The sequence below is a fragment of the Corallococcus sp. M7 genome (genome assembly GCF_054512695.1).
The window spans coordinates 1,888,940-1,912,562 of the sequence record NZ_CM137252.1 but is presented as its reverse complement, the minus strand read 5'-3'; the positions used below and the strand labels follow the sequence as shown (position 1 = coordinate 1,912,562).

Here is a 23,623-nt window from a genome sequence, read left to right as displayed (position 1 = left end):
GGGGGGAATGTTCGCCGCCGTTGAATTCGCAGCGGCAGGCTGCGTCCATCAGGACATCCGACGCACTTGATGGAGCCCCCCATGTCGAAGTGGCTGCTGGCAACGATGGCGCTGTCCCTCCCGGTCCTGGCTCACGCAGGCGGTCCCCGCGGCAACAACCACGAGCAGGCCCGTGACCGCCAGGAGCTGCGGCAGGACGCGCGCGAGACCCGGGATGATCATTACGACCTGCGTGCGGTGGAGTCGCTGCTCTCCCGGTACGACTCCGCCCGTGGCCGCTCGGCGCGCCGCGACCTGCTCCAGGTGGAAGAGGACGTGCGCCGCTACGTGGCCTCCGAGCTGAACGAGACCCGCCGCGAGCTGTCCCAGGACAAGCAGGAGGCGCGCTCCAGCGCCCGCGAGGTGCGCCACGACGGCAACCGCTACGACGACCGCAAGGACCACCGCGACGACGTGCGCGACGCCCGCCAGGAGTCCCGCACCCTGCAGAAGACGCGCTCCATCTCCCAGGAGCTCAACAACCTCTACGGCCGGATGGACAGCGGAAGCCTCTCGCGCAAGCGCATGCTCATCGCCGACCTGGTCCAGCTGGCCCGCACGGAGACGGCGCAGAACCGTCAGGAGACCCGCGAGGACCGCCGCGAGGCCCGCGAGGACAGCGGCTGGCACTGAGCCAGCGTCACGCGTCCTCGGCGGCGGTGAAGCCCTCCAGCCGCTCGATGCCCAGCTTCTTCATCCGGCTCTGCAGCGTGGACGGCTTGAGCCCCAAGAGCGCCGCCGCGCCGCCTTCACCGTAGACGCGGCCCCGGGTGAGCGTGAGCACCCGAAGGATGTGCTCACGCTGCACCGCCGCCAGCGTGGGCACCTTCGCCCCCGCGGGCAGCGGCGCCGGGGTCTCCTCCGCCGACACCTCCCGCGCGCGCTCGCCGGTCGGCAGATCAAAGGACTGCGCCGTCAGCTCCTGGCCCCGCGTGAGGATGGTGGCGCGCTCCAGCGCGTTCGCCAGCTCGCGCAGGTTGCCCGGCCAGTCGTAGGACGCCAGCCGCGCGAGCCCTGACGCCGACACCCGCATCCCCCGCCGGCCCGTGCGCTTCGCCTGCTCCTCCAGGAGGAACACGGTGAGCTGCGGCAGGTCCTCGCGCCGCTCGCGCAGGGGCGGCAGCCTCAAGGGGAAGACACTCAAGCGATAGAAGAGGTCCTCGCGGAAGCGCTTCTGCGCGATGGCCTGGTGCAGGTCCACGTGCGTCGCCGCGAGGATGCGCACGTCCGCCCGCACCGTCTTGTCGCTGCCTACCGGCTCGAAGGCCTTCTCCTGGAGCGCGCGCAACAGCTTCGCCTGCAGCTCCACCGGCAGCTCGCCAATCTCATCCAGCAGCAGCGTGCCCCCGTGCGCCATCTGGAAGCGGCCCGCCCGGTCGCGGTTCGCGCCGGTGAAGGCCCCCTTCACGTGGCCGAACAGCTCGCTCTCCAACAGGCCCGCCGGAATGGCCGCGCAGTTGAGCGACACGAAGGGCTGATCCGCCCGCGCGCTCCAGCGGTGGATGGCCCGCGCCAGCCGCTCCTTGCCCGTCCCCGTCTCTCCCGTAATGAGCACTGGAGTGTCCGTCTCCGCCACCTGCCGCGCGCGGCGGGACAGGTCGCGCATCACCGGGCTCAACGAAGTCTCCAGGATGCCTTCGGAGTCCCCGCCCAGCTGCGACTCCAGGAGCTTCGCGTGCTCATGGTCCTGGCGGTGCAGCCGCTCCGCCGTCGCGCGCTGCTCGGCGCCCTGGAGCGCGGTCGCCAGCATCTGGCCGTAGACCTCCACCAGGTCCACCACCGGCTGCGCGTACGTCTCACACTGCGCGCGGTCCAGCGTCAGCACGCCGTAGCAGCGCTCCCCCGCGCACAGCGGCACCACCATGCACGAGTGGCCCGCGGGCAGGTCCAACACCCCGTCGAACGGGTCGCCGTCCCCGTGCGAGTGGTCCTCCTCCGTGAAGGCCCGCGCGCGCCGCGTCTCCAGCGCCTGCTTCAGGGACGGGAAGTCCGCCAGTTGCAGGGAGTGCTTGCGCACGGCCTGGTTCGCGAGCGGGCCACGCGCCGCCACCGCCTCCAGCCGCCCCTCCTTGAGGAGGAACAGCGTGGCCAGGTCGAAGGGCACCACGCGGGACACCCAGTCCAATCCCCGACGGAGCAGCTCCCCCACCCCCTCTTCGGTGGTTGCCAGCTCGACCAGCTCCCGAGCATCCTGCGTCACTTCCGGGTGGCGCCCCATCAGTTCATCCGGCATGTGTTACCGATAATAGCGGCCCACCGAAATTGCAGTGGCGAAAGGCACCGGGATTTCGTTATGCACCGACCCGGCGTCACCGCCCCGCCGGTGCAAGCAGCAGGGGGAGCTGTAACCCTCTGGAATCACAGCAGTTGAAGCATTGGCACGGTGGCTGCTTTACCCCGTAGCAACTCATAACCTCTGGGGTGGACCACGGTGGTCCGCCCCCCATCCCCAAGGAGTCGAATCCCATGCTGACCGTTGGCGACAAGCTTCCGAACTTCAAGCTGAAGGGCACCGTGAGCCTGGAGAAGAACAAGGAGTTCCAGGACATCTCCAACGACACGTACAAGGGCAAGTGGACGGTCCTGTTCGCGTGGCCGAAGGACTTCACGTTCATCTGCCCGACGGAGATCGCGGAGTTCGGCAAGCACAACAAGGACTTCCAGGACCGTGACGCGCAGGTGCTGGGTCTGTCCACCGACAGCGAGTTCGTGCACCACGCGTGGCGCACGCACCACCCGGACCTGAAGAACCTGCCCTTCCCCATGCTGGCGGACATCAAGCGCGAGCTGTCCAGCGCGCTGGGCATCCTGCACAAGGAGGAGGGCGTGGCCCTGCGCGCCACGTTCATCGCGGACCCCGAGGGCATCATCCGCCACGTGTCCGTGAACGACCTGTCCGTGGGCCGCAACGTCAAGGAGACCGTCCGCACGCTGGACGCGCTCCAGACCGACGAGCTGTGCCCGTGCAACTGGCAGAAGGGTGAGGAGACCCTCACCTCCAAGCTGCAGAAGGCGGGGTAAGCACTCATGGCTTCGCTCGAAGTCGTCCGCAGTGAGCTCGCGGACGCCCACAAGGACACCCGCCTCAACCTCTCCGCGGTCCTGGAGAGCACGTCCCTCACCCCCGAGCAGCGCTGGGGAACGGCCGTGGCATGCGCCTTCGCCGCCCGGAACGAGCGGCTGAAGGAGGCCATGCTCAACGAGGCGAAGCAGGCACTGGGCGACAAGGCCACGCCGGTCATCGAGGATGCCCGCGCGGCGGCCTCGCTGATGGCGATGAACAACGTCTTCTACCGATTCCGTCACATGGTCGGGAAGGAGTCGTACGCGACCAAGCGGGCCGGGCTGCGGATGAACCGGCTGGCCCAGGTGCTGACCAACAAGGTGGACTTCGAGCTGGTCTGCCTCGCGGTCAGCGCCATCAACGGCTGCGAGATGTGCATCCAGTCGCATGAGAAGGTCGTGCTGGAAGGCGGCCTGAGCGAGGACCACGTGCACGATGCGGTCCGCATCGCGAGCGTCATCCACGCGGCGGCGGTTGGACTGGAGTCCTAGTCCCCTCGTCGTTATCTCCAAGCTGTGACGGGCGCCCTCCGGTGGAAGACACCGGGGGGCGCTGTCTTTTCCATTCCGACGTCCCACCCTTCACCCGAAAGGAACGTGTTCGTCATGGCCCTCTACAAGAGCCCGAGCCCCCTCTCCGAGCAGGCCCGCACCGCCATCTCCGCCACCCTCAACGAGCGGCTCGCGGACGGGTTGGACCTGCACTCGCAGATCAAGGTCGCCCACTGGAACATCAAGGGCCCGCAGTTCGCCGCGCTGCACCCGCTGTTCGAGACCTTCGCGGTGAGCCTGGCCAACCACAACGACTCCATCGCGGAGCGCGCGGTGACACTGGGCGGGCGCGCGTACGGCACCAGCCGCCACGTGGGCAAGAACAGCCGCCTGCCGGAGTACCCGCAGGAGACCTCGCGCGACCTGGAGCACGTGAAGCTGCTGGCCGAGCGCATCGAGGTGTACCTCAACGGCCTGCGGGAGAGCCGCGCGGCGGTGGAGGGCCACAAGGACACGGACACGGTGGACCTCTTCACCGGCATCATCACCGAGTTCGAGAAGCACGCCTGGTTCCTCCGGGCCTCCCTCGAAGGCTAGGGGTTGGCTGAAAGCTGCACCGCGGCAGGGGGCGCGCTAGCGTAGGAAGCGTGAGCGACAGCGTCCCCCTGCATGCGTTTCGCACCGTGCCCCGCACGGGCGTCATCTTCGTCACCGCCGAGGCCACGCGCCGCGGCTACCGTCCCGGCGACCCGGACTGGTGCAACCTGGGCCAGGGTCAGCCGGAGACGGGCGACCTGCCCGGTGCCCCGTCGCGCGTGCACTCGGTGACGGTGGACATGGCGGACCAGGAGTACGCACCCGTCGCGGGCCTCTGGGAGGTGCGGGAGGCCATCGCGGGGCTCTACAACCGGCTCTACCGCAAGGGGATGCCCTCCCAGTACAAGGCGGAGAACGTCTGCCTGTCCGGCGGCGGCCGCGCGGCCCTCACCCGCGCCGCGGCGAGCCTGGGCCAGGTGAACCTGGGCCACTTCCTGCCGGACTACACCGCGTACGAAGAGCTGCTGGACGTCTTCAAGGCGTTCACCGCCATCCCCATCCTGCTGGAGGGCGAGCGCGGCTACGCCTTCACGCACGACGACCTGCGCCGGGAGATTCAGGGCCGCGGGCTGTCCGCGCTGCTCTTCTCCAACCCGTGCAACCCCACCGGCAAGCTGGTGCAGGGCGAGGAGCTGGCGCGGTGGGTGGGCGTGGCGCGCGAGCTGGAGTGCTCGCTGCTCATCGACGAGTTCTATTCGCACTACATCTGGACGGGCCGCCCGGGCGTGCTGCCGGTGGAGAGCGCCGCGCGGTACGTGGAGGACGTGAACCGCGACCCGGTCATCCTCTTCGACGGGCTCACCAAGAACTGGCGCTACCCGGGCTGGCGCATGACGTGGACGGTGGGGCCCAAGCAGGTCATCGACACAGTCTCCAGCGCGGGCAGCTTCCTGGACGGCGGCGGCAGCCGGCCCCTGCAGCGCGCGGCGATTCCGCTGCTCCAGGAGGACACGGTGGTGGCGGAGACGCGCGCCATCCACAACACCTTCCGGGAGAAGCGGGACAGGTTCCACTCGCGGCTGGAGCGGCTGGGCATCCGCACGGACCGCGCGCCGGACGGGACGTTCTACGTCTGGGGCAACCTGTCCGGGCTGCCCGCGCCGCTCAACGACGGCATGGCCTTCTTCCGCGCCGCGCTGGAGCACCAGGTCATCACCGTGCCCGGTGAGTTCTTCGACGTGAACCCCGGCAAGCGCCGCGCGCGGGCGTCGCGCTTCCGCAACTACGTGCGCCTGTCCTTCGGCCCGTCGTGGGAGACGCTGGACAAGGCGCTCCAGCGGCTGGAGGCGCTCGTGCTCCAGCACACGCCCGCCTCCTGAGGAATCACGGGGTGGGCGACGTGTGGAACTCCGCGGTGGCCATCACGTGCACCCTCTTGCGGTGGGACACGGGGAAGCCCAGCGAGGCCGTGCGCGGCTGCTTCAAGCTGTAGCTGCCGGACGGGGCCATGGGCATCACGTCCTCGCTCCCGCCGCCGTAGCCGCCGCCCCTCGCGCCGAAGGCCTGCGACTCCCAGGTGCGCTCGGAGAAGCGGTGCAGCCCGGCCACCGTCACGCCCAGCCCGGCCGCCACGCGGCGCGCCTTCTTCACCGACTCGCGGGCCAGCGCCTCCAGCCAGTCCTGCCGGGCCTCCGGTTCGTGCGTGTAGCCCCAGCGCAGCTCGCGCAGCGTCGCCTGCTTCAGGCCGGACAGCGCGGCGAGCACGTCCCCCACCCGGGCCATGTCCACCAGGCGGATGCGCACCGTGTAGAGCGCGGACGAGGAGCGCGTGAGCAGCCCCTCCTGGGTCTCCGCCTGCACCGACTGGAGGGTGAAGCCCGTGGACGGCACGCCCAGGTCCTCCATGAGGCGCACCAGCGCGGCCACCTCCTTCGCGTTGGCGAAGGCCGCGTTGCCGGTGAAGAACGAGGACGCCTTCACCTCCACCACCGCGTCCACGTGGTCCGCCTCCAGCTCGTGCTCGGCGGACAGCTCCACGACGATGATCCCCGACTCGGTTGCGGCTCGCTCCGGCATGCATCTCCCTGGGTGGGACTGGAACGGCGAGTATAGGCCCACGACTCAGGACTGAGGGCATGCCTATGCTCCGGCCACGACCATGCGACGCATCCCGTCCCGGCTGTGGCTGTTGTGCGCGCTGTACTTCGTGCAGGGGCTGCCCTTCGGCTTCCAGGTGACGGCGCTGCCCGTCTACCTGCGCACGCGCGGCGTGTCGCTGGCCGCGCTGGGGTTCGCGGGCGCGCTGTCCTTGCCGTGGATGCTCAAGGCGCTGTGGGCGCCGCTGGTGGACCGCTACGGCTCCGCGCGCGTGGGACGCAGGCGTTCGTGGATCTTGCCCATGCAGGCGGGCCTGGCGCTCGCGTGCGCGGGGGCGGCCTTCGCGGCGGGGCGGGACTCGCTGCCGCTGCTCTTGGGCCTCATCTTCGTGATGAACCTCTTCGCCGCGACGCAGGACATCGCGGTGGACGGCTTCGCGGTGGACCTCTTGCGTCCGGAGGAGCTGGGCCTGGGCAACACCGCGCAGGTGGTGGGCTACAAGCTGGGCATGCTCACCGGCGGCGGGCTGCTGGTGTGGGCCAGCGCGAGCATCGGCTGGTCCGGGCTGTTCCTCGTCATGTCGGCGCTGTGCCTGACCGTCTTCACCATCATCCTCTTCGTGCGCGAGCCGCCCCCGCGCGAGCCCGAAGGCCACGAGTCCCCGAAGCTGGACTGGCCCGCGCTCTGGGCCCGCATCAGGTCCGCGCTCACCGTGCCGGGCACCGGGTGGCTGCTGCTCTTCATCGGTACGTACAAGCTGGGCGAGACGATGTCCGACGTCCTCTACAAGCCGTTCCTCGTGGACGCGGGCTACACGCCGGCGCGCATCGGACTGTGGGTGGGCACATGGGGCACCGCCGCGTCGCTGCTGGGCTCCACGTGCGGAGGATTCCTCGCCGCGCGCCTGCCGCTCTTGCGCGCGGTGGCCCTCACCGGCAGCTTGCGCCTGTTGCCGCTCCTGGGGCGGTGGCTGCTCACGCAAGCGGGCGTCAGCGACGCGGGCGTGCTGGGCGTCACGCTCACCGAGGAGTTCTTCGGCGGCGCGCTCACCACCGTGATGTTCGCGTTCATGATGTCGCGCACGGACCGGAGAATCGGCGCCACGCACTACACGCTGCTGGCCAGCGTGGAGGTCGCGGGCAAGGCCCCGGCGGGGCCGCTGGCGGGACTGCTCGCGGATCCCAAGTACGGCAACCTGGGCTACGGGAACATGTTCCTGCTGGGCGCCGCGCTGTCCGCCGCGTTCCTCGCGCTGCTCGCGCCCCTGCGCCGCAACGCGTCCACGTCCGCGGCACCGCAGCCCGCATCGTGAAGGAGTAAAAGCGCGGGACACACTCCACGAAGGGAGAGGTCCCCATGAAGACCCTGTCGATGACGTCGCTCCTGAGCGGTCTGGCCCTGTTCTCCGCTCCGGCGGCGTTCGCTGACTCCACCACCAGCATCCCCGCCTTCGAGGCGAGCATCTCCACGGCGCAGGGCCCCTCGAGCCCTGGCGGCACGACCATCGTCCGCTCGGAGCTCCGGACCGCGCTGGAGGCGTTCATCTACGACACCGGGCCTCAGGGCGTGGACAGCACCGAGCGCGCCTACCTCACCACGCGCCTCAACGACACGCCCTTCCAGCAGTCGCTGACGGGCACCGCGGCGAAGTACTTCGCGGACTTCTACGAGCTGAACGACGCGACCTTCACGAGCTACCCGCTGTACCAGGGCTCGGTGTCCGGCACCGCCGCGTCGCTGTTCGGCGCCACCGGCCCGTTGGCGTCCAACGCGGACATCCGGGAGGGCTACATCCCCAACGGCCAGGGCATCGCCAACCAGTCCACGCTGGCCACCGCGTTCAGCACCTACTTCGAGCCGCCCGTCGGCCCCTTCCAGCCCATCACCGTGAAGGAGCTCATCGAGCGGCTGAGCACCCTCTCCATCAAGGGCAGCACCGCCACCGTGGATGAGGTGGAGGGCGCTGTCGCGTACATCACGCAGATCTCGCGCAACAGCAACCGGCTGTACGCCGCGGACTGGACCTGCCGCCGGTGCAGCTTCTCGCCGTGGAACACGCGGGGCTACGTCATCGCCGCGGTGAGCACGGACCGCCGCTTCGTGCGCATGGTCTCCGTGTGGACGGCGGACTTCGGGAACGACTGAGTCGTGAAAGATTCCAGCCTCGCGACACGCTCTTTCACGGGCGTGTCACGGGCGCGCGTGTCACAGGAACCTCACGCGGAACGCGTCAGGGGGGCGTGGTACTGGCCAACGCGTCGTTCGCGGTTCTCCCCCCTTGATGACGATGAAGAGGTTCCGCATGAAGACCCTGTCGATGTCGCTGCTGGGTGGCCTGATGCTGTTCTCCGCTCCGGCGTTCGCTGACTCCACCACCAGCATCCCCGCCTTCGAGGCGAGCATCACCGCCGCGAAGAGCACCACCAGCCCTGGCGGCGCGACCATCCTGCGCTCGGAGATCCGGACCGCGCTGGACTCGTTCCTCAATGACACCGGCGCCACCTGGGGCGTGGACAGCGCCGAGCGCACCTACCTCACCACCCGCCTCAACGACACGCCGTTCCAGCAGTCGCTGACGGGCACCGCGGCGAAGTACTTCGCGGACTTCTATGAGCTGAACGACGCCACCACCCCGTATGCCCAGTGGGCCCTGAACCCCGTGGCCCAGACGCCCGCGTCGCTGTACGGCGCCACCGGTCCGCTGGCCTATTCCTCCACCATCCGCGAGGGCTTCATCCCCAACAGCCAGGGCGTGGTGGCCAACCAGGCCGTCCTGATGGACGCGTTCAGCAGCTTCGGTCCGCAGGCCGGCCCCTTCCAGCCCATCACCGTGAAGGAGCTCATCACGCTCCTGAGCGGGCACACCGTGTCCGGCACGCCGACGGTGGATGAGGTGGAAGGCGCCGTGGCGTACATCACGGCGATCTCCCGCAACAGCAACCGCCTCTACTACACCGGCTGGAGCTGCCGGGGCTGCGGCGCGCCGGGCTACACGGCCGGCTACGTCGTCGCGGCGGTGAGCACGGACCGCCGCTTCGTGCGGATGGTCAACGTGATGACCGCCTCTGACTGAGCCTGAAACACCGCCGTCGTGAAAGTTTTCAGGCCCGTGACACGCTCCATCATGGGCGTGTCACGGGCCTCGCATGTCCTGGGAACCTCACTCGGGCCGTGTCAGGGGAGCGTGGTACTCGCCAGCGCGCTGCTCGCGGTACTCCCCCTTGAATGAAGAGGTTCTCCATGAAGACCCTGTCGATGAAGTCGCTGGTGGGCGCCCTGATGCTGTTCTCCGCTCCGGCGTTCGCTGACTCCACCACCAGCATCCCCGCCTTCGAGGCGGCCATCACCGCCGCGAAGAGCACCACCAGCCCCGGCGGCACGACCATCCAGCGCTCGGAGATCCGCAACGCGCTGGACGCGTTCCTCAACGACATCGGCTATGGCGTGGACACCGCCGAGCGCGCCTATCTCACCACCCGCCTTGGCGACACGACCTTCCAGCAGTCCATGACGGGCACCGCGGCGAAGTACTTCGCGGACTTCTACGAGGTGAACGACACGCTCCTCACGGGCTACCCGCTGAACCTGTACCCCGTGGCCCAGACGCCCGCGGTGCTGTTCGGCGCCACCGGCTCGTTCGCCTCCGCGCGCATCTACGAGGGCTACATCCCCAACGGCCAGGGCATCGCCAACCAGCAGACGCTGGGCGAGGCGTTCAGCAACGCCTTCGGTCCGCAGGCCAGCATCTTCGAGCCCATCACCGTGCGGGAGCTCATCGGGCAGCTCAGCGCCTACAGCTACAACGTGGACGAGGTGGAGGGCGCGGTGGCCTACATCACGCAGATTTCCCGCAACAGCAACCGGCTCTACCGGACGGGCTGGAGCTGCCGCGGGTGCGGCGCGCCGGGCTACACGCAGGGCTTCGCCATCGCCGCGGTGAGCTCGGACCGCCGCTTCGTGCGGATGATGTCCGTGACGACGTACGCGGACTGATGTGACGCATCGCCGCAAGCGCCCGGCCATACACCAGGGCGCTTGCGGTCCCCACCGCCTCCGTTCATTGATGCGCGTCACACGCACCGGGTGGGCGGAAGCGCGCTTCCGGCCCGGGCATCACGTTGCAACCGGAGGAAGCACCATGGCGGAGATGAAGACGTATACCGGCGGTTGCCACTGTGGCCAGGTTCGCTACGAGGCGACCACGGACCTGACGCAGGTGGTGAGCTGCAACTGTTCCATCTGCCACAAGCTTGGCGCGGTGCTCACGTTCGTCCCGCCGGAGCAGTTCAAGTCCCTCTCCGGCGCGGACAAGGTGACGACCTACCAGTTCAACAAGAAGGTCATCAACCACCTGCACTGCCCCACCTGCGGCGTGCAGTCCTACTCCACCGGCAAGGTCCCGGACGGCAAGGCCATGTTCGCCATCAACCTGCGCTGCGTGGACGGCGTGGACCTCTCCACGCTCACGCCCTTCCAGTACAACGGCCGGGACGCGTAGAGCCCGCGCATCAAGCCCGGCGGACGCGCCAGATCAAGCCCCCTGCGAGGAGGGCCGCCGCGGAAGGGCCGGCCCACGGAAGGGACCTCCTGAGCCGGTGCTCCCAGACGTCCACCCGGTCCGCCAACAGCAGCAGCATCCAGTGGCCGGGCTTGTGGTCCGGCTTCGCGTAGGCCGCCTTTCGCAAGAGGCCGCTCAGCCCCTTCGGAGGCTGGGCGGTGCCGAACACCGGCGGCATCTCCTTGCGGCCGGCGTGCTTGAACACCGGCACCTCCGCGTGCTGGTGCGCGATGGGCACGCGCGCCCCCGCCAGCGGCTTCGGCGCCGTCTCCATGGGGACGCCCGGGCGGTTGGCGGGGTCCTGGTCCACGGCCAGCGGCGCCTTCGCCTTTGCCTTCGCGTGGCCGTTCTTCGCGCGGCTCGGTTTCCGCGTCGTCTTCTGGGGCATGACGTGCCTCCTGTGGTGGCGAGTGGTGTGGGTCACGCGTGGCCGTGCGGCATCAGGACGCACTTCACGCAGCCGTCCCGCTTCTGCGCGAACAGGTGATAGGCGTCCGGCGCCTGCTCCAGCGGGAAGCGGTGGGTGATGATGCCCTTCGCGTCGATGCGGCCCTGCTGGATGTGCTCCAGCAGGTGCGGCATGTACCGGCGCGTGTTCGCCTGGTTCATGCGCAGGGTCAGGCCCTTGTTCATCGCGGTGCCGATGGGCACGAAGTTCCACGGCGGTCCGTACACGCCGATGATGGAGACGTTGCCGCCCTTGCGCACGGTGTTGATGCACCACTCGATGACGGTGGGCGCGCCGGCCTCCAGCTTCAGCCCCAGGCCCAGCACGCGGTGCGCGCGGGAGCCTTCGGCCTCCATGCCCACCGCGTCGATGCAGACGTCCGGGCCGCGGCCCTCGAACATCTCCTTCAGGTGCAGGACGATGTCGCCCACCTCCTTGAAGTTCACCGTCTCCACGTTGGCGAACCTGCGCGCGAACTCCAGGCGGTACGGCACGTGGTCCACCGCCACCACGCGGCCCGCGCCCATCAGCCACGCGGACTTCATCGCGAAGAGGCCCACCGGGCCCGCGCCGAAGACGACCACCGTCTCCCCGCCCTTGATCTCACCCATCTCCGCGGCCTGGTAGCCGGTGGGCAGGATGTCGGAGAGGAAGAGGACGGACTCGTCATCCATGTCGTCCGGAATCTTCATGGGCCCCACGTCCGCGAAGGGCACGCGCACGTACTCCGCCTGCCCGCCGTCGAAGCCGCCCGTGGTGTGCGAGTAGCCGTAGACGCCGGAGGCCACGTCGCTGCCGGGGTTGCTGTTCTCGCAGTTCCCGGTGAGGCCGCGCTGGCAGTAGAAGCAGGTGCCGCAGGAGATGTTGAAGGGCACCACCACGCGGTCGCCCTTCTTCAGTTGCGACACCTCCTGGCCCACCTCCTCCACCACGCCGGTGAACTCGTGGCCGAAGGTGCAGCCCACGCGCGTGTCCGGCACCAAGCCGTGCAACAGGTGCAGGTCCGAACCGCAGATGGCGGCGCGGGTGACCTTGAGGACCACGTCCTGCGGATGCTCGATGCGGGGGTCGGGCTTCTGCTCCACCTGGACCCGGTAGGGGCCTTGGTACGTGAGTGCACGCATGGGCGGTGATTCCTCCGTTCCCTTACGGGTGAGGACGCCCGCGCGCCAAGGCAAGGGACGGTGCGCTCCCGGCCCCTGTTCGGCTAGCCGCCCTCCGGCGGTGCGAAGGTGCCCACGGGCGCCTCCGCCGCGCGCCACAGGTACCAGCTCACCACGCTGCGGAAGGGACGCCAGCGCTCGCCGTACGCGAGCAGCGCCTTGGGCTTGGGCTGCTCCTTCAGGTTGTGGAGCACCATGAAGCCCTTGCGCACGCCGTAGTCATCCACGGGGAGGATGTCCGGCCGGCCCAGGCGGAAGATGAGCAGCATCTCCACGGTCCACTGGCCAATGCCGCGCACCTGCGTGAGGTGCTCGATGAGGTCCGCGTCGGACATGCGGCGTACGCGCGCGAGCGGCGGCACCGTGCCGTCCACCGTCTTGCGCGCCAGGTCCTGGATGGCCAGCAGCTTGTTCGCGGACAGCCCGGCCTCGCGGAGCGTGGCGTCCGGCAGCGCGAGCAGCTTCTCCGGCGTGAAGCCCTTGCCCTGCCCCACCCGCTCGCAGACGCGGCCGAAGATGGTCGCCGCCGCGCGGCCGTGCAGCTGCTGGTAGACGATGGAGTGCGCCAGCGCCTCGAAGGGGCTGTGCAGCGGCGTCCGCGTGAAGCGGAACGCGCCAATCTTCTTGAAGAGCGTGCCCAGCACGGGGTCCGCGCGCACGAGGGCGCGGCGCGCGGCGGGTGTGAAGGCATCCGGCAGCAACACAGGGGCGGAAACAGGAGCGCGCGGCATGGACCGCATGCTGCCCGGCCCCATGCCACGCGCAACCCCTGTCTTGCCTTCGGACGCGGCGCGCTAGATGGGCGCGGCGTGCCCCGTCTCTTCAGGCACGTCGTTGCGCGGCTCGCCCTCCATCAGGGAGTCGTATTCCTCCTCCAACTGGATGCCCAGGTCGTCGAGCTGATCCTTGCTGAGGACCTTGCGCGCCTCCTTGAAGAGGTCCTTCTCCTCCTCCTCGACGTGGTGCTCCACCTGCTCCTGGAGGACCTTCATCTTCGCGTCGAACTCCTCGTCGGACGAATCCATGTCCAGCAGGTCCGCGATGAGGCGCTTGACGGAGAGGTGCTCCTCCACGGCCTCGCGCAGGTCGTCCTCCGTCTCGTCCTTCTTCATCGCCGGGTAGAAGTACAGCTCTTCAATCTTCGCGTGCGCGCCCAGCCGGTCGGCGATCTGCTCGAACAGCTCCTGCCGCTCCTCGTCCGCGTGGTCCGCCAGCTTCTCGTACTTCTTGAACAGCTTGGAGACCTCTTCGTGCTGCTGCTTGAGCAATTCCAGCGCGTTCATTCCCGTGCCCCCATGAATGAAGTGGATGTGCAGATAGATGGGGGTGGGCTCGCCCGAAGGGAAGCCCACCCACACACACTTCTCACTTCACCGGTAGCTTGCGGGACGGCAGATCCTTCACGGCGGGGCCGTTGAGCACGCGGCCGGTGGGGCTGAAGCGGCCGCCGTGGCAGGGGCAGTCCCAGGAGCGCTCCGCGTTGTTCCAGTGCACATGGCAGCCCAGGTGCGTGCACACCGGGGACACGGCGTGCGGCGTGCCGTCCTCCTCGCGGTACACGGCCACCTTGCGGCCCTCTACCTCCAGGATCTTTCCCTCGCCCGGCGCCACGTCCGCCAGGTGGTGTCCGTCCGGCTTGGCCAGCCGGTCCGCGACGAAGCGGAAGGCCACCTCCGCGTTCTCCTGGATGAAGTCCTTGGCACCCGCCTTGGGCTTCACGCGGCCCGCGTCGTACAGCGCGGCGTAGGGGTTCTCGTTGCCGAGGATGAGGTCCGACACCACCATGCCCGCGAGCGTGCCGAACGTCATGCCCGTGCCGGAGAAGCCCGTGGCCACGTACACGTGGCGGCTGCCCACGTTGCGGCCGATATAGGGCAGGCCATCCGCGGGCTCGATGACCTGGCCGGACCAGCGGTGGGTGATGCGCTTCACGGGGAAGCGGTCGCGCGTGTACGACTCCAGCGCGGCGAAGCACGACTCGGTGTCCTCCTCGCTGCCGACCTTGTGGTCCTCGCCGCCCACGATGACGTAGGGCACCCCGTCCACCTTCTGCGTGCGGATGTAGTGATAGGGGTCGCGGCTGTCGTAGTACTGGCCGGCCTCCAGCGGCCCGTCCAGCGGCGCCGCCACCGCGTAGGTGCGGTACGGGTAGAGCTTGGTGTGCATGGCCACGCGGTTGAGCGGCGTGGTGGTGGCCTCCACCACCGCCCGTGCCGTCACGGTGCCATTCGCCGTGACGACGCGGCAGGGCGTGCCGTCATAGATGTCCACGGCCTGGGTGTTCTCGAAGAGGTGGCAGCCGTCGCCGGGGATGCGGTCCGCCAGCGCGAGCAGGTACTGGCGCGGGTGGAACAGCGCTTGATCCTCCACGCGCAGCGCGCCCTTCACCGGGAAGGGCAGCGGCACCTCCTTGGTGAAGGTCGCGAGCAGCCCCACCTGTTTCGCGGCGGAGACTTCATGGAGCAGCTCGCGCAGCTCGCTTTCCGACTCCGCGTAGCGGTAGCCCGGCACGCGGGTGAAGCCACAGTCGATGGCGAGCGTCTCCACCAGGGACGCGATCTGTTCAATGGCGGCCCGGCTGGACGACGCGGCCAGGTGCGCGCCCTTCTCACCGAAGTCCTTCAGGAGCGTGGTGTAGGGCGTGTCCAGGAGCTCCGTGAGGTGCGCGGTCGTCTGTCCCGTCTGGCCGGAGAGGACGCGGTGCATCTCCAGCACGGCCACCTTCTTGCCGGCACGCTTGAGCAGCCAGGCGGCCGTCAGCCCCGCGATGCCCCCGCCGATGATGGCCACATCCACTTCCAGGTCGCCCCGCAGGGAGGGGAAGTCGCGGGGGGGCGTCGTCACCGTCCAGAGGGATTTGTGCTGGCGCTCGTCGTTCATGACGGAAGGCTAGGAATGCGCTTCCCAGGGCATAAGCCACGCCTGCCGAGCCCCGCCCGCCCGGCTGCCCAGCGTCGGGTGTACGCGACCCAACAGAGCTTCGCCCCGGGTGTTGGTCAGTCAGGGGCCGGGCGTGAACGGGGCTGGGGTGCGACGGCGCCAGCGCGTTAGAACGGCCCTTGGACCCGAAGGTCCGCGCCGGGCGGACTTGAAGGAGCATGCGCCAACATGCCGGTGGAACGCGTGGCGGGTGGGGCCAGCCTGGTGGACGTGCTGGACCGCCTGTTGGACAGGGGGTTGCGCTTCGAGGCGTCGGCCCTGGAGGTCCTGGGCCGCACCTCTTCTTTGGAGGGCCAAACGCGCATCGTGGTGGCATTCTCGGAGGTCCGCACCGCAGACTCGCCGGAACGCGGCGGTTCCCCGCGTCCCTCTTCACCCGGAGCGTAAGGTCGTGGCGTCCCCAGCCCCGCTGCCCCCCGCCGAAGCCGATCCCGGGGCGCGCCTCGTGCTCGCCGAGCACCTGCTCGCCTGCGAGTCCGCCGTTGCCTGTGCGCGAGCGGTCGTGGAGTGGCTCGCGCGCAGACATGGCGCGCCCACCGCCTGCATCGGTCCGGGGGATGGCGCGGGTGCGTCCGTGTGCCTGGCCAGCGAGGGGCTGACGGGAGCGCAGCAGGCCGCGCTGGCCCGGGCGTGGGACGCGCCGGGCTCGCCGCTCGCCGGCTTCCGGAACCGGCCCGGGGCGCGGTGGCTGGCGGCGGACGCGGTGGAGGGCGCGGCGATGCCGGGCGGGTTCCTCGCGGTGCCGGTGGGCCGCTCCGGAGCGCCTGCCGCCGCGCTGCTGGTGGTGGGGCTGCCCGGCCCGGCCGTGCCGGAGGACGTGGCGTGGGTGGCGTCGTGCGCGGGGCCGGCCATGGCCCGGCAGCTGGCCTCGGATGCGCGGGCGCCGCGCCGTCCGGAGCCGGACCGGCTCTTGCGCCGGGTCATCAACGCGGTGTCGGACCCGGTGCTGCTCACGGACACGGAGGGCACGCTGCTCTTCGCCAACGCCCGCGCGGAGGGCCTGCTGGCGGCGGGCCCGGACGCGAGCCCCGGCCGCACGCGCGCCGTGGAGCTCAACCAGCGCCTGTTCCGGGAGACGCTCGCGCAGGGCGGCACGTCCGTGCACCGGCGCGAGGTGTCGCTGGTGGACCCGCTGGAGGGCATGGACCTGCTCTTCGAGCTGGCCACCACGCCGGTGCTGGCGCCGGACGGGCCGTCCGTGGTGGTGAGCGTGCTGCGCAACCTGACGGACCTGGGCCGCGCCACGCAGGCGCTGGGAGAGAGCTACCGGCAGCTGCGCGCCACCGAGCGCGAGGCCCGGAGCGAGCGCCACCGCCTGGACCGGGTGCTGGACTCGGTGGCGGACCCCATCATCCTGACCGACCCCACGGGCGGCATGGTGATGATGAACGACCCGGCCGAGCGCCTCTTCGCGTGGCCCCAGGAGCAGGGCGCGGCGGGCGAGGCCACCCTGCGCCGGGTGCGCGCCAACGACGCCCTCTTCGCGTCCTTCCTTGCGAACCTGCTGGGGCCGGTGAACGCGGGCGTGTCGCGCTGGAAGAGCCAGCTGACGCTGGACGACCCGGCCACCGGCGCGCCCGTGCCCATGGAGGCCATGGCCAACAAGGTGCTGGGCGACGGGGGCGAACTGACGGGCATCGTCACCGTGTTCCACGACCGCACGGAGGTGCTGGAGCGGGCGCGGCTGTTGGAGCGCGTGAAGGAGGTCTCCAGTGAGTTGGAGGCCCGCGTGCAGTCCGCCACCGCGGAGCTGGCGGAGCAGAACGAGAAGCTGCGCCGGCAGGCCATCCAGTTGGAGCAGGCGAGCGCGGCCAAGTCGCAGTTCCTGGCCAACATGTCACATGAGTTCCGCACGCCGCTGAACGCCATCCTCGGCTACACGAACATGCTCCTGCAGGGCGTGTCCGGGGAGATGACGCCGCCGCAGCGCAGGAACCTCACGCGCATCGACTCCAACGGGCGGCACCTGTTGGAGGTCATCAACGAGATATTGGACATCACCCGCATCGAGGCCGGGCGGATGCCGCTGCACCTGTCGGACTTCGGCATCCCGGAGCTGCTCCAGGAGGTGATGGCGGAGATGGACCCCATCATCGCGCGCAGCAAGCTGACGGTGGACACGCGCCTGGACGAGGGGCTCCCCGGGGTGTGGAGCGACCGACAGAAGGTGAAGCAGATCGTCCTCAACCTGTTGTCCAACGCGCTGAAGTTCACGCACGAGGGCGGCGTGCACGTGGCGGCGGAGTATCAGAACGCGACGGGCACCGTGGCCATCTCGGTCAAGGACACAGGCATCGGAATCGACGTGTCGAACCAGGAGAAGATCTTCGAGGACTTCCAGCAGGTGGACAGCTCGCCCACGCGTGCCTATGGGGGAACGGGCCTGGGCCTGTCCATCTGCCGTCGCCTGGCGGCGATGCTGGGGGGACGCGTCTCCCTCCAGAGTGCGCCGGGCCAGGGTTCGACCTTCACCCTGCACTTTCCAAGACGTGCGAGACGGACATGACGAACACCCCGGAAAAGACAAAGCCGCTCGTGCTGGTGGTGGACGACTACCAGGATGCCCGGGAGATGTACGCGGAGTACCTGGAGTTCTCCGGCTTCCGCGTGGCGGAGGCGAAGAACGGCCAGGAGGCGTTGGACAAGGCCTTCGAGCTGTCGCCGGACGTCATCCTGATGGACCTGTCGCTGCCGGTGATGGACGGCTGGGAGGCGACGCGGAGGCTGAAGGGTGACGCGCGCACGAAGAGCATCCCGGTGGTGGCGCTCACGGGGCATGCGCTGAAGGGCCACTCGGAAGACGCGAACGAGGCCGGATGTGACGCGTACGTCACCAAACCGTGCCTGCCGGACGCGCTGGTGGACCAGGTGAAGAAGATGATTGCCCGCCGCGAGGCGGCATCCACGCGCTGAGAGCCGCACCCGGATGGAGGGGGGCACGTCATGACGACGAAGACCCAGGCGGAGTCCTCGCGAGAGGGACGAGCGCATTACCTCTACGGCATCGTGCGCGAGGACGGCGGAGGGGTGCCGGAGCTCGTGGGGTTGGGTGATGCCCCGGTGCACCTGGTGCGCGAGGGAGGCCTCGCGGCGCTGGTGTCCGAGGTGGCGGGCCCGAGGGTGGTGCCCACGCGGGCGAACCTCCTGATGCACCAGCGGGTCACGGAGGCCGTGGTGCGCGAGCACACGCTGGTGCCGGTGGCCTTCGGGACGGTGCTGCCCTCGGAGGAGCGCTTGCGGGAGTTGTTGCGCGTGGCGCGCGCGCCGCTGAGCCGGGCGCTGTCCGAGCTGGAGGGCCGGGTGGAGTTGGGGCTGAAAGTGTACTGCCACGGCGACGCGCTGACGCGCAGGTTGCAGGAGGCGCGGCCGGAGCTGGCGCGCGGCCCCTCCGAGTTCGAGGAGGACCACGAGGCGCGGCTGGAGGCGGCGCTGCACGAGTGCACCCGGAAGGACCTGGACGGGCTGAGGGCGGGCCTGCGGCCGCTGGCGGAAGCGACGCACGAAGCGCCGCCACTGGGTGAGCGGATGATGCTCAACGCGGCCTGGCTGGTGGACCGCACGCGGGTGGCCGCGTTCGAGGCGCGGGTGCAGTCGCTGGTGGCGCGGCTGGACGCGTACACGTTCCGGTTCACGGGGCCGTGGCCGGCCTACAGCTTCGTGGACGTGAGGCTGGACGTAGAGCCGGCGCCCACCGCGCCGTGAGCCTCTAGCGCGGAGCGGTGAGCTTCGCGGCGTCCTCGGCCAGGAGCTCCAGGCCGCCGCCCATGCGCACCCAGCCGGGGGTGAACTCCGTGCGCGCGTACCACGAGCCGTCCGGCGTCTTCGCCATGGAGAGCTCGCCCACGGCCTTGCCGCCGCGCTGGTACTCCACGCGGAAGGCGGGCGTGGGGGCCGGGCCCGGAGGGGCTTCGCCCCGGCCCAGCAGCTCCACGGGCGTGAGGCGCCACAGGCGGTCATGCCAGTTGCGGGCGAAGTCGTCCGGAGTGCCGGGGGCATCCACGGGCGACAGCTGCACGGCGCCCGGCGGTTTGCCGCTGGCGACGAAGGTGCGGGACGCGGTGCCGGTGGAGATGACGAGGTGGTCGAAGCCGTCCGCGTCGAAGGTGTGCAGGCGCCGGTCCACGAGCCGGCTGGCCGCGGCCTCCAGGTCCGGCAGAAGGCCGGGGCCGAGGAGGAAGACGTGCCCGTCGGATGTGCGCTGGAGGTAGGGGGAGCCCCAGCCCGAAGCAGGCGTGGCGAGACGGAACGTCCTGGGCGTCCCGTCCAGCGTGAGCGTCAGGCCACGCTCCGTCTTCGCGAGGCCGATTTCGGCCAGCTTCTTGTCGTCCAGGACGCCCAGGTCCCGCTGCGCGCGCAGCGGAGCGAAGCGGGAGAACAGCTTCAGCGCCACGTCGTTGCCGCGGAGCTCGCGGGGCGGAGGCACGGGCGCGGGGCTCGAAGGTGTTCCCGCGTCGATGCCCGCTGTGACGATGGAACCCGCATCCGTTCCAGACACTCCCCCATCCATCGCTCCAGATTGGGCCCCCGGCTTCGCGGGCTTGTTGCCCAGGCGGACCCAGATGGTGTCGCGGTCCCGCGGGTCGCGGAACAGCTCCACGAAGCGCGTCTCCTCGTCGTACCGGATGCGGTCGAGCGCGCTCGCCTGCGCGTCCTCCACCGTCACCTCCCCCGGCGCACGCGAAGGCTCGCGCTGCCACACGAGGAACGCGGCCACGAGCGCCACGCCCGCCAGCACGCCCTGCACCGCCACGTCGCGCGCCTTCATCGCGCACCTCCCGCCACCGCGGTGCTCCGGGGCGCACGCCGTCCGCGCCGCCGCGTCACGAAGAAGCCCACCGCCAGCACCGCCACCGGCATCCCGAAGACGGTCGCGTAGAACCACACGACATCCTGCGAGCGCGTGTGCTGCAACGGCACGTCCTCCTCGCTCGTCGTCACGCCGGAGAGCGCCTCCTCGCCGGAGAGCCAGCGCAGCGTGTCCACCGCGAGATACGCATTGCCGACGTTGCCCAGGATGCCGTCTCCCAGCGCGTCCGCGTCCGCCATCACCACCGCGCGCGGGGCGGGCTTGCCCTCCGGGGCGGGCCGCTCCACCGCCACCACCAGCGGCCACGCCTTCGTGACCTCGCCCGGCTCCGGCTCGAAGTCGCCATTGCGGTCCGCGAACGTCTCTCCGTGCGCGCGCACGCTCGTGTCCAGCAGCACGCCGGGCACGGGCGGCGTCAGCGTCTCCAACGCCGTCGCGCCCAGGAACGCCACCGCGCCCTGCGAGCCCAGCGCGGACAGCGACGTCACCGACGGGTGCGAGGAGAAGCTCGCCGTGCCCAGGTTGCCCCGGTCGCTCTGCTGACGCGTGGTGCGGAAGTAGACCCGGTCATTCGCCAGTGGCACGCGCAGCGACTTGAGCCCCATTGGCTGAAGCAACGGCTCCAGCGCCGCGCCATCCGGCTCCAGCGCGATCCACAACCGCCCTCCCCGCTCCCAGTACTCGCGCAGCGCGGTGGCCTCCTCCGGAAGCAGCTCACGCGTGGGCCCAATCACCGCCACCATCGCCGCGTCGCCCGGCACCGCCGAACCCAGCCCCTCCGCCACCGTGAGCGTGCGCACGTCCACGTTCTGCGCGCGCAACAGCTCCTTGAACTGCGCAATCGACGGCCGCGCCGCCTCACCCTGCACCGGCCGCGTGTCGGCGCGCTCCCCATGGCCTCCCGTGAGGTAGACGACGCGACGGGGCTTCGCCACCGCCAGCAGCCGCCGCTGCACCTCCGCGTCCAGCCGCTGGAGCTGTCCGCGCGCCCGCTCCGGATCCAATCCCAGCGTGAGGATCTCCTTGCGGTCCCCCCGCGCCAGCACCACGGAGCCGTTGTTGCTGACGCCCAGGGCCTTGCCGCGCGCGGGCTCCACCGCCTGGTCCAGCGACTCCACGCCCAGCTGCGGACTCTCCGGCTCCAGGTCGCGGAAGTACTGCCGCACCGCCTCACCCACCTCGTTGGCGGGCGGGAAGAAGAGCGTCACCTGGAGAGGCTCGTTGAGGCCGCGCACCAGCTTGCGCGTCGCTTCGCCCGGCTTCGCGGTCCGGAAGTACGACAGGTCCCAGGTCGGGTCCGCTTGCGTCGCCACGTAGGTCGCCGCGAACGCGAAGACGATGACGAACGCCATGCCCAGACCGGAGAACAGCGCGCTCTTCACCCGGCCCGTCTCCGGCACCGGCGCCCGGGCCATCGCCATGAGCGCGGCCTCCACCATCGCCAGCGGCACGAGCGCGCACAACAGCAGCGCCGGGAACAGCACCGCCAGCACCACCGCCAACCGGGGCGACGAACGCGACAGCGGCTCACCGAGGAGCGCCGTCCCCACGTCCCCCTTCACGAAGTAGAGCACCAGCGCGGCCAGCCCCACGACGTACAGCGTGAGCACCCACCGCTCCAGCGCGCGCCGGTCCGCGGGCGCGGAGATCATCCGCACCGCGCGCCACGCCGTCGCGGCCACGACCACCGCGGTGCCCAGCGCCGCCAGCGCCACACGGCCAGAGCCCACGCCCAGCACGCGCTCCGCGAGGAACACGGCCACGAGCCCCGCGACGAACGCCCCCGTCGCGGCGAGCCCCGTCCCGAAAGAAGCTGGCGAGCTCATCGCCACCTCCGCGCTTCCAGCACCCGCGTGGCCGCGAACAGCGCCACGTAGGTGACCACCAGGTAGTAGACGACGTCCCGCACGTGGATGAGCCCCGTCTGGAACGGGGGGAAGTGCTGGTTCCACAGCGACATGGCGCTGAAGACGTCGGACAGCGGCTGCTCGGTGATGCGCGCCAAGAGCCAGCACAGGATGAGCGCCACCAGCATCACCGCGGAGAAGATGGCCGCGAGCAGCTGGTTCTTCGCGAGCGCCGACCCGAACGTGCCCACCGCCAGCGACGCGCTGCCCAAGAGCAGCAATCCCAGGTAGCCCGCCGCCACGTGCCCGAAGGACACCTTGCCATTCACCAGCACCAGCAGCGGCATGTAGAGCGTGAGCAGCAGGTACAGCGCCAGGAACGCGAGCCCCGCCAGGAACTTGCCCAGCACGATGTCCCGGTCCCGCACCGGCGACGCGTACAACAACGGCAGCGTGCCCGTCTGGCGCTCCTCCGCGAGCAGCCGCATGGACACCAGGATGGCCGCCACGATGGTGAAGCCGCTGGAGTAGTAGAAGAAGCCGGACAACACCTCCGCGGAGCGCTTGCTCGCGCCGCCCAGGGCGTACGCGTTGAAGAACAGCCCGTTCACCGCGAGGATGATGGCCAGGATGACGTAGCCGCTGAGCGTGCGCAGGTAGCCGGCCAGCTCGCGGCGCGCAATCAGGAGCGCCTTCACGCCTTCACCTCCTGCCGGTGCGTCAGGCGCAGGAACAGCGCCTCCAGCTGTCCCTCGTTCGCGTCCAGGCGCAGCAACTCCAGGCCCGCGCCCACCACCGCCCGCGCCACCTGGGGCCGCAAATCCGGCGCCGCCGCGACCTTCAGGGCCAGCACGCCGCCCGCCCCTTCCTGCACCTCTACCGCGCCGAAACCCTGGAGCGCTTCGAGCGCGCGTGCCCGGTCGCCCCGCACCTCCAGCACGATGGACGGACCTCCCAGGCTCCGCGACAGCTCCTCTTCACTGCCCTGCGCCAGCAGCGTGCCCTTGTGGATGATGAGCAGCCGGTCACACGTCTGGGAAATCTCCGGGAGGATGTGGCTGGACACGAGCACCGTGTGCGCGCCCTTGAGGCCCCGGATGACGTCGCGCATCTCCACGATTTGAAGTGGATCCAGGCCGCTGGTCGGCTCATCGAGGATGAGCAGCGCGGGCTTGTGCACCAGCGCCTGCGCCAGGCCCACGCGCTGACGGTAACCGTGGCTCAACGTGGAGATGACCTCGCCGTGCACGTCGCGCAGGCCGGTCTTCTCCTCGGCCTCACCGACGTGGGACGCGGTGGCCTTCGCGGGCACGTCGCGCAGCCGGGCGACGTAGGCGAGGTATTCGCCCACCGTCATCTCCTCGTAGACGGGGGGCACGTCCGGCAGGTAGCCGATGCGCTGGCGCACCTCATGGGACTGGCTCACCACGTCGTGCCCGTCGATGACGACGCGGCCCGAGGTGGGCAGCAGCACGCACCCGAGAATCTTGAGCGTGGTCGACTTGCCGGCGCCATTGAGGCCCAGGAAGCCGATGACCTCGCCCTGGCCGATGGTGAAGGCCAGGTCCCGGATGGCCGCGTGCTCGCCGTAGAACTTCGTCAGCCCTTCGACCTGGATCATCAGGACTCCTC

The 23,623-nt window shown here is 70.0% G+C and carries 24 protein-coding genes; 13 read left to right on the top strand and 11 right to left on the bottom strand.

Annotated features, from left to right (window positions below; translation table 11 throughout):
- Nucleotides 1–81: 81 nt before the first annotated feature.
- Nucleotides 82–672 (top strand): hypothetical protein, encoded by a 591-nt coding sequence (locus ACX114_RS08005; protein WP_459296302.1) that lies wholly within the window; start codon nt 82–84, stop codon nt 670–672.
- A gap of 7 nt (nt 673–679) precedes the next feature.
- Here ACX114_RS08005 and ACX114_RS08000 read toward each other — a convergent pair whose 3' ends face one another.
- The gene (locus ACX114_RS08000) at nt 680–2,272 is read right to left on the bottom strand and encodes a sigma 54-interacting transcriptional regulator (protein WP_459296300.1); all 1,593 of its coding nucleotides are present in this window, start codon (nt 2,270–2,272) and stop codon (nt 680–682) included.
- A gap of 233 nt (nt 2,273–2,505) precedes the next feature.
- On the opposite strand from ACX114_RS08000, the gene ACX114_RS07995 reads away from it, so the two are divergent.
- From ACX114_RS07995 to ACX114_RS07980, 4 genes are all read left to right on the top strand, one after another.
- Nucleotides 2,506–3,060 carry a peroxiredoxin gene (locus tag ACX114_RS07995; RefSeq protein ID WP_014394422.1) on the top strand — a complete coding sequence of 185 codons (555 nt, stop codon included), beginning with the start codon at nt 2,506–2,508 and terminating at the stop codon, nt 3,058–3,060.
- Nucleotides 3,061–3,066: 6 nt separating this feature from the next.
- On the top strand, nt 3,067–3,594 hold the full coding sequence (locus tag ACX114_RS07990) for a carboxymuconolactone decarboxylase family protein (protein ID WP_459296298.1): 528 nt from the start codon (nt 3,067–3,069) through the stop codon (nt 3,592–3,594).
- 114 nt (nt 3,595–3,708) lie between these two features.
- Nucleotides 3,709–4,191 carry a DNA starvation/stationary phase protection protein Dps gene (gene dps / locus ACX114_RS07985; RefSeq protein ID WP_459296296.1) on the top strand — a complete coding sequence of 161 codons (483 nt, stop codon included), beginning with the start codon at nt 3,709–3,711 and terminating at the stop codon, nt 4,189–4,191.
- A 50-nt stretch (nt 4,192–4,241) separates the two neighbouring features.
- Nucleotides 4,242–5,510, top strand: a complete 1,269-nt coding sequence (locus tag ACX114_RS07980) for a pyridoxal phosphate-dependent aminotransferase (protein ID WP_459296294.1) — start codon at nt 4,242–4,244, stop codon at nt 5,508–5,510.
- 4 nt (nt 5,511–5,514) lie between these two features.
- Here the strand turns inward: ACX114_RS07980 and ACX114_RS07975 are convergent, their stop codons facing one another.
- Nucleotides 5,515–6,207, bottom strand: a complete 693-nt coding sequence (locus ACX114_RS07975; RefSeq protein WP_459296292.1) for an SIMPL domain-containing protein — start codon at nt 6,205–6,207, stop codon at nt 5,515–5,517.
- An 82-nt stretch (nt 6,208–6,289) separates the two neighbouring features.
- On the opposite strand from ACX114_RS07975, the gene ACX114_RS07970 reads away from it, so the two are divergent.
- The 5 genes from ACX114_RS07970 to ACX114_RS07950 all read left to right on the top strand — a co-directional run bounded on the left by ACX114_RS07970 (nt 6,290) and on the right by ACX114_RS07950 (nt 10,726).
- Nucleotides 6,290–7,540 carry an MFS transporter gene (locus ACX114_RS07970; protein WP_459296290.1) on the top strand — a complete coding sequence of 417 codons (1,251 nt, stop codon included), beginning with the start codon at nt 6,290–6,292 and terminating at the stop codon, nt 7,538–7,540.
- Between the two features lie 44 nt (nt 7,541–7,584).
- The gene (locus tag ACX114_RS07965; RefSeq protein WP_459296288.1) at nt 7,585–8,373 is read left to right on the top strand and encodes a hypothetical protein; all 789 of its coding nucleotides are present in this window, start codon (nt 7,585–7,587) and stop codon (nt 8,371–8,373) included.
- 157 nt (nt 8,374–8,530) lie between these two features.
- The gene (locus ACX114_RS07960; RefSeq protein WP_459296286.1) at nt 8,531–9,301 is read left to right on the top strand and encodes a hypothetical protein; all 771 of its coding nucleotides are present in this window, start codon (nt 8,531–8,533) and stop codon (nt 9,299–9,301) included.
- A gap of 167 nt (nt 9,302–9,468) precedes the next feature.
- Nucleotides 9,469–10,221 (top strand): hypothetical protein, encoded by a 753-nt coding sequence (locus ACX114_RS07955; protein ID WP_459296284.1) that lies wholly within the window; start codon nt 9,469–9,471, stop codon nt 10,219–10,221.
- Between the two features lie 145 nt (nt 10,222–10,366).
- Entirely contained in the window at nt 10,367–10,726 is a 360-nt protein-coding gene (locus ACX114_RS07950) for a GFA family protein (RefSeq protein ID WP_459296282.1), read from the top strand.
- Nucleotides 10,727–10,736: 10 nt separating this feature from the next.
- On the opposite strand, the gene ACX114_RS07945 is transcribed toward ACX114_RS07950, so the two are convergent.
- The 5 genes from ACX114_RS07945 to ACX114_RS07925 form a co-directional block, all read right to left on the bottom strand.
- Nucleotides 10,737–11,174, bottom strand: a complete 438-nt coding sequence (locus ACX114_RS07945) for a hypothetical protein (protein ID WP_459296280.1) — start codon at nt 11,172–11,174, stop codon at nt 10,737–10,739.
- 32 nt (nt 11,175–11,206) lie between these two features.
- Complete coding sequence (locus tag ACX114_RS07940; protein WP_459296278.1) at nt 11,207–12,358, bottom strand: zinc-dependent alcohol dehydrogenase; 1,152 nt, start codon at nt 12,356–12,358, stop codon at nt 11,207–11,209.
- 83 nt (nt 12,359–12,441) lie between these two features.
- A complete protein-coding gene (locus tag ACX114_RS07935; RefSeq protein WP_459300087.1) occupies nt 12,442–13,128 on the bottom strand; it encodes a DNA-3-methyladenine glycosylase family protein in 687 nt (228 codons plus the stop codon).
- A gap of 63 nt (nt 13,129–13,191) precedes the next feature.
- Nucleotides 13,192–13,680, bottom strand: coding sequence for a hemerythrin domain-containing protein (locus ACX114_RS07930; RefSeq protein WP_459300085.1), 489 nt, complete (start codon nt 13,678–13,680; stop codon nt 13,192–13,194).
- Between the two features lie 82 nt (nt 13,681–13,762).
- Nucleotides 13,763–15,277 carry an FAD-dependent oxidoreductase gene (locus ACX114_RS07925; protein ID WP_459296276.1) on the bottom strand — a complete coding sequence of 505 codons (1,515 nt, stop codon included), beginning with the start codon at nt 15,275–15,277 and terminating at the stop codon, nt 13,763–13,765.
- A gap of 910 nt (nt 15,278–16,187) precedes the next feature.
- Here ACX114_RS07925 and ACX114_RS07920 point away from each other — a divergent pair.
- From ACX114_RS07920 to ACX114_RS07910, 3 genes are read left to right on the top strand one after another with little or no spacing between them, the layout of a single operon-like run.
- Nucleotides 16,188–17,843, top strand: a complete 1,656-nt coding sequence (locus ACX114_RS07920; protein WP_459300083.1) for a PAS domain-containing sensor histidine kinase — start codon at nt 16,188–16,190, stop codon at nt 17,841–17,843.
- Nucleotides 17,840–18,250, top strand: coding sequence for a response regulator (locus tag ACX114_RS07915; RefSeq protein WP_206798857.1), 411 nt, complete (start codon nt 17,840–17,842; stop codon nt 18,248–18,250). Before ACX114_RS07920 ends, ACX114_RS07915 begins: the two co-directional genes overlap by 4 nt.
- 30 nt (nt 18,251–18,280) lie before the next feature.
- Nucleotides 18,281–19,039, top strand: a complete 759-nt coding sequence (locus ACX114_RS07910) for a GvpL/GvpF family gas vesicle protein (protein WP_459296274.1) — start codon at nt 18,281–18,283, stop codon at nt 19,037–19,039.
- 4 nt (nt 19,040–19,043) lie between these two features.
- On the opposite strand, the gene ACX114_RS07905 is transcribed toward ACX114_RS07910, so the two are convergent.
- The 4 genes from ACX114_RS07905 to ACX114_RS07890 are packed head-to-tail and all read right to left on the bottom strand — an operon-like array spanning nt 19,044 to nt 23,612.
- Nucleotides 19,044–20,102, bottom strand: coding sequence for a hypothetical protein (locus ACX114_RS07905; protein ID WP_459296272.1), 1,059 nt, complete (start codon nt 20,100–20,102; stop codon nt 19,044–19,046).
- Complete coding sequence (locus ACX114_RS07900; protein ID WP_459296270.1) at nt 20,099–21,970, bottom strand: Gldg family protein; 1,872 nt, start codon at nt 21,968–21,970, stop codon at nt 20,099–20,101. Before ACX114_RS07900 ends, ACX114_RS07905 begins: the two co-directional genes overlap by 4 nt.
- On the bottom strand, nt 21,967–22,689 hold the full coding sequence (locus ACX114_RS07895; RefSeq protein WP_459296268.1) for an ABC transporter permease: 723 nt from the start codon (nt 22,687–22,689) through the stop codon (nt 21,967–21,969). Before ACX114_RS07895 ends, ACX114_RS07900 begins: the two co-directional genes overlap by 4 nt.
- On the bottom strand, nt 22,686–23,612 hold the full coding sequence (locus ACX114_RS07890) for an ABC transporter ATP-binding protein (RefSeq protein WP_459296266.1): 927 nt from the start codon (nt 23,610–23,612) through the stop codon (nt 22,686–22,688). Before ACX114_RS07890 ends, ACX114_RS07895 begins: the two co-directional genes overlap by 4 nt.
- Nucleotides 23,613–23,623: the final 11 nt, after the last annotated feature.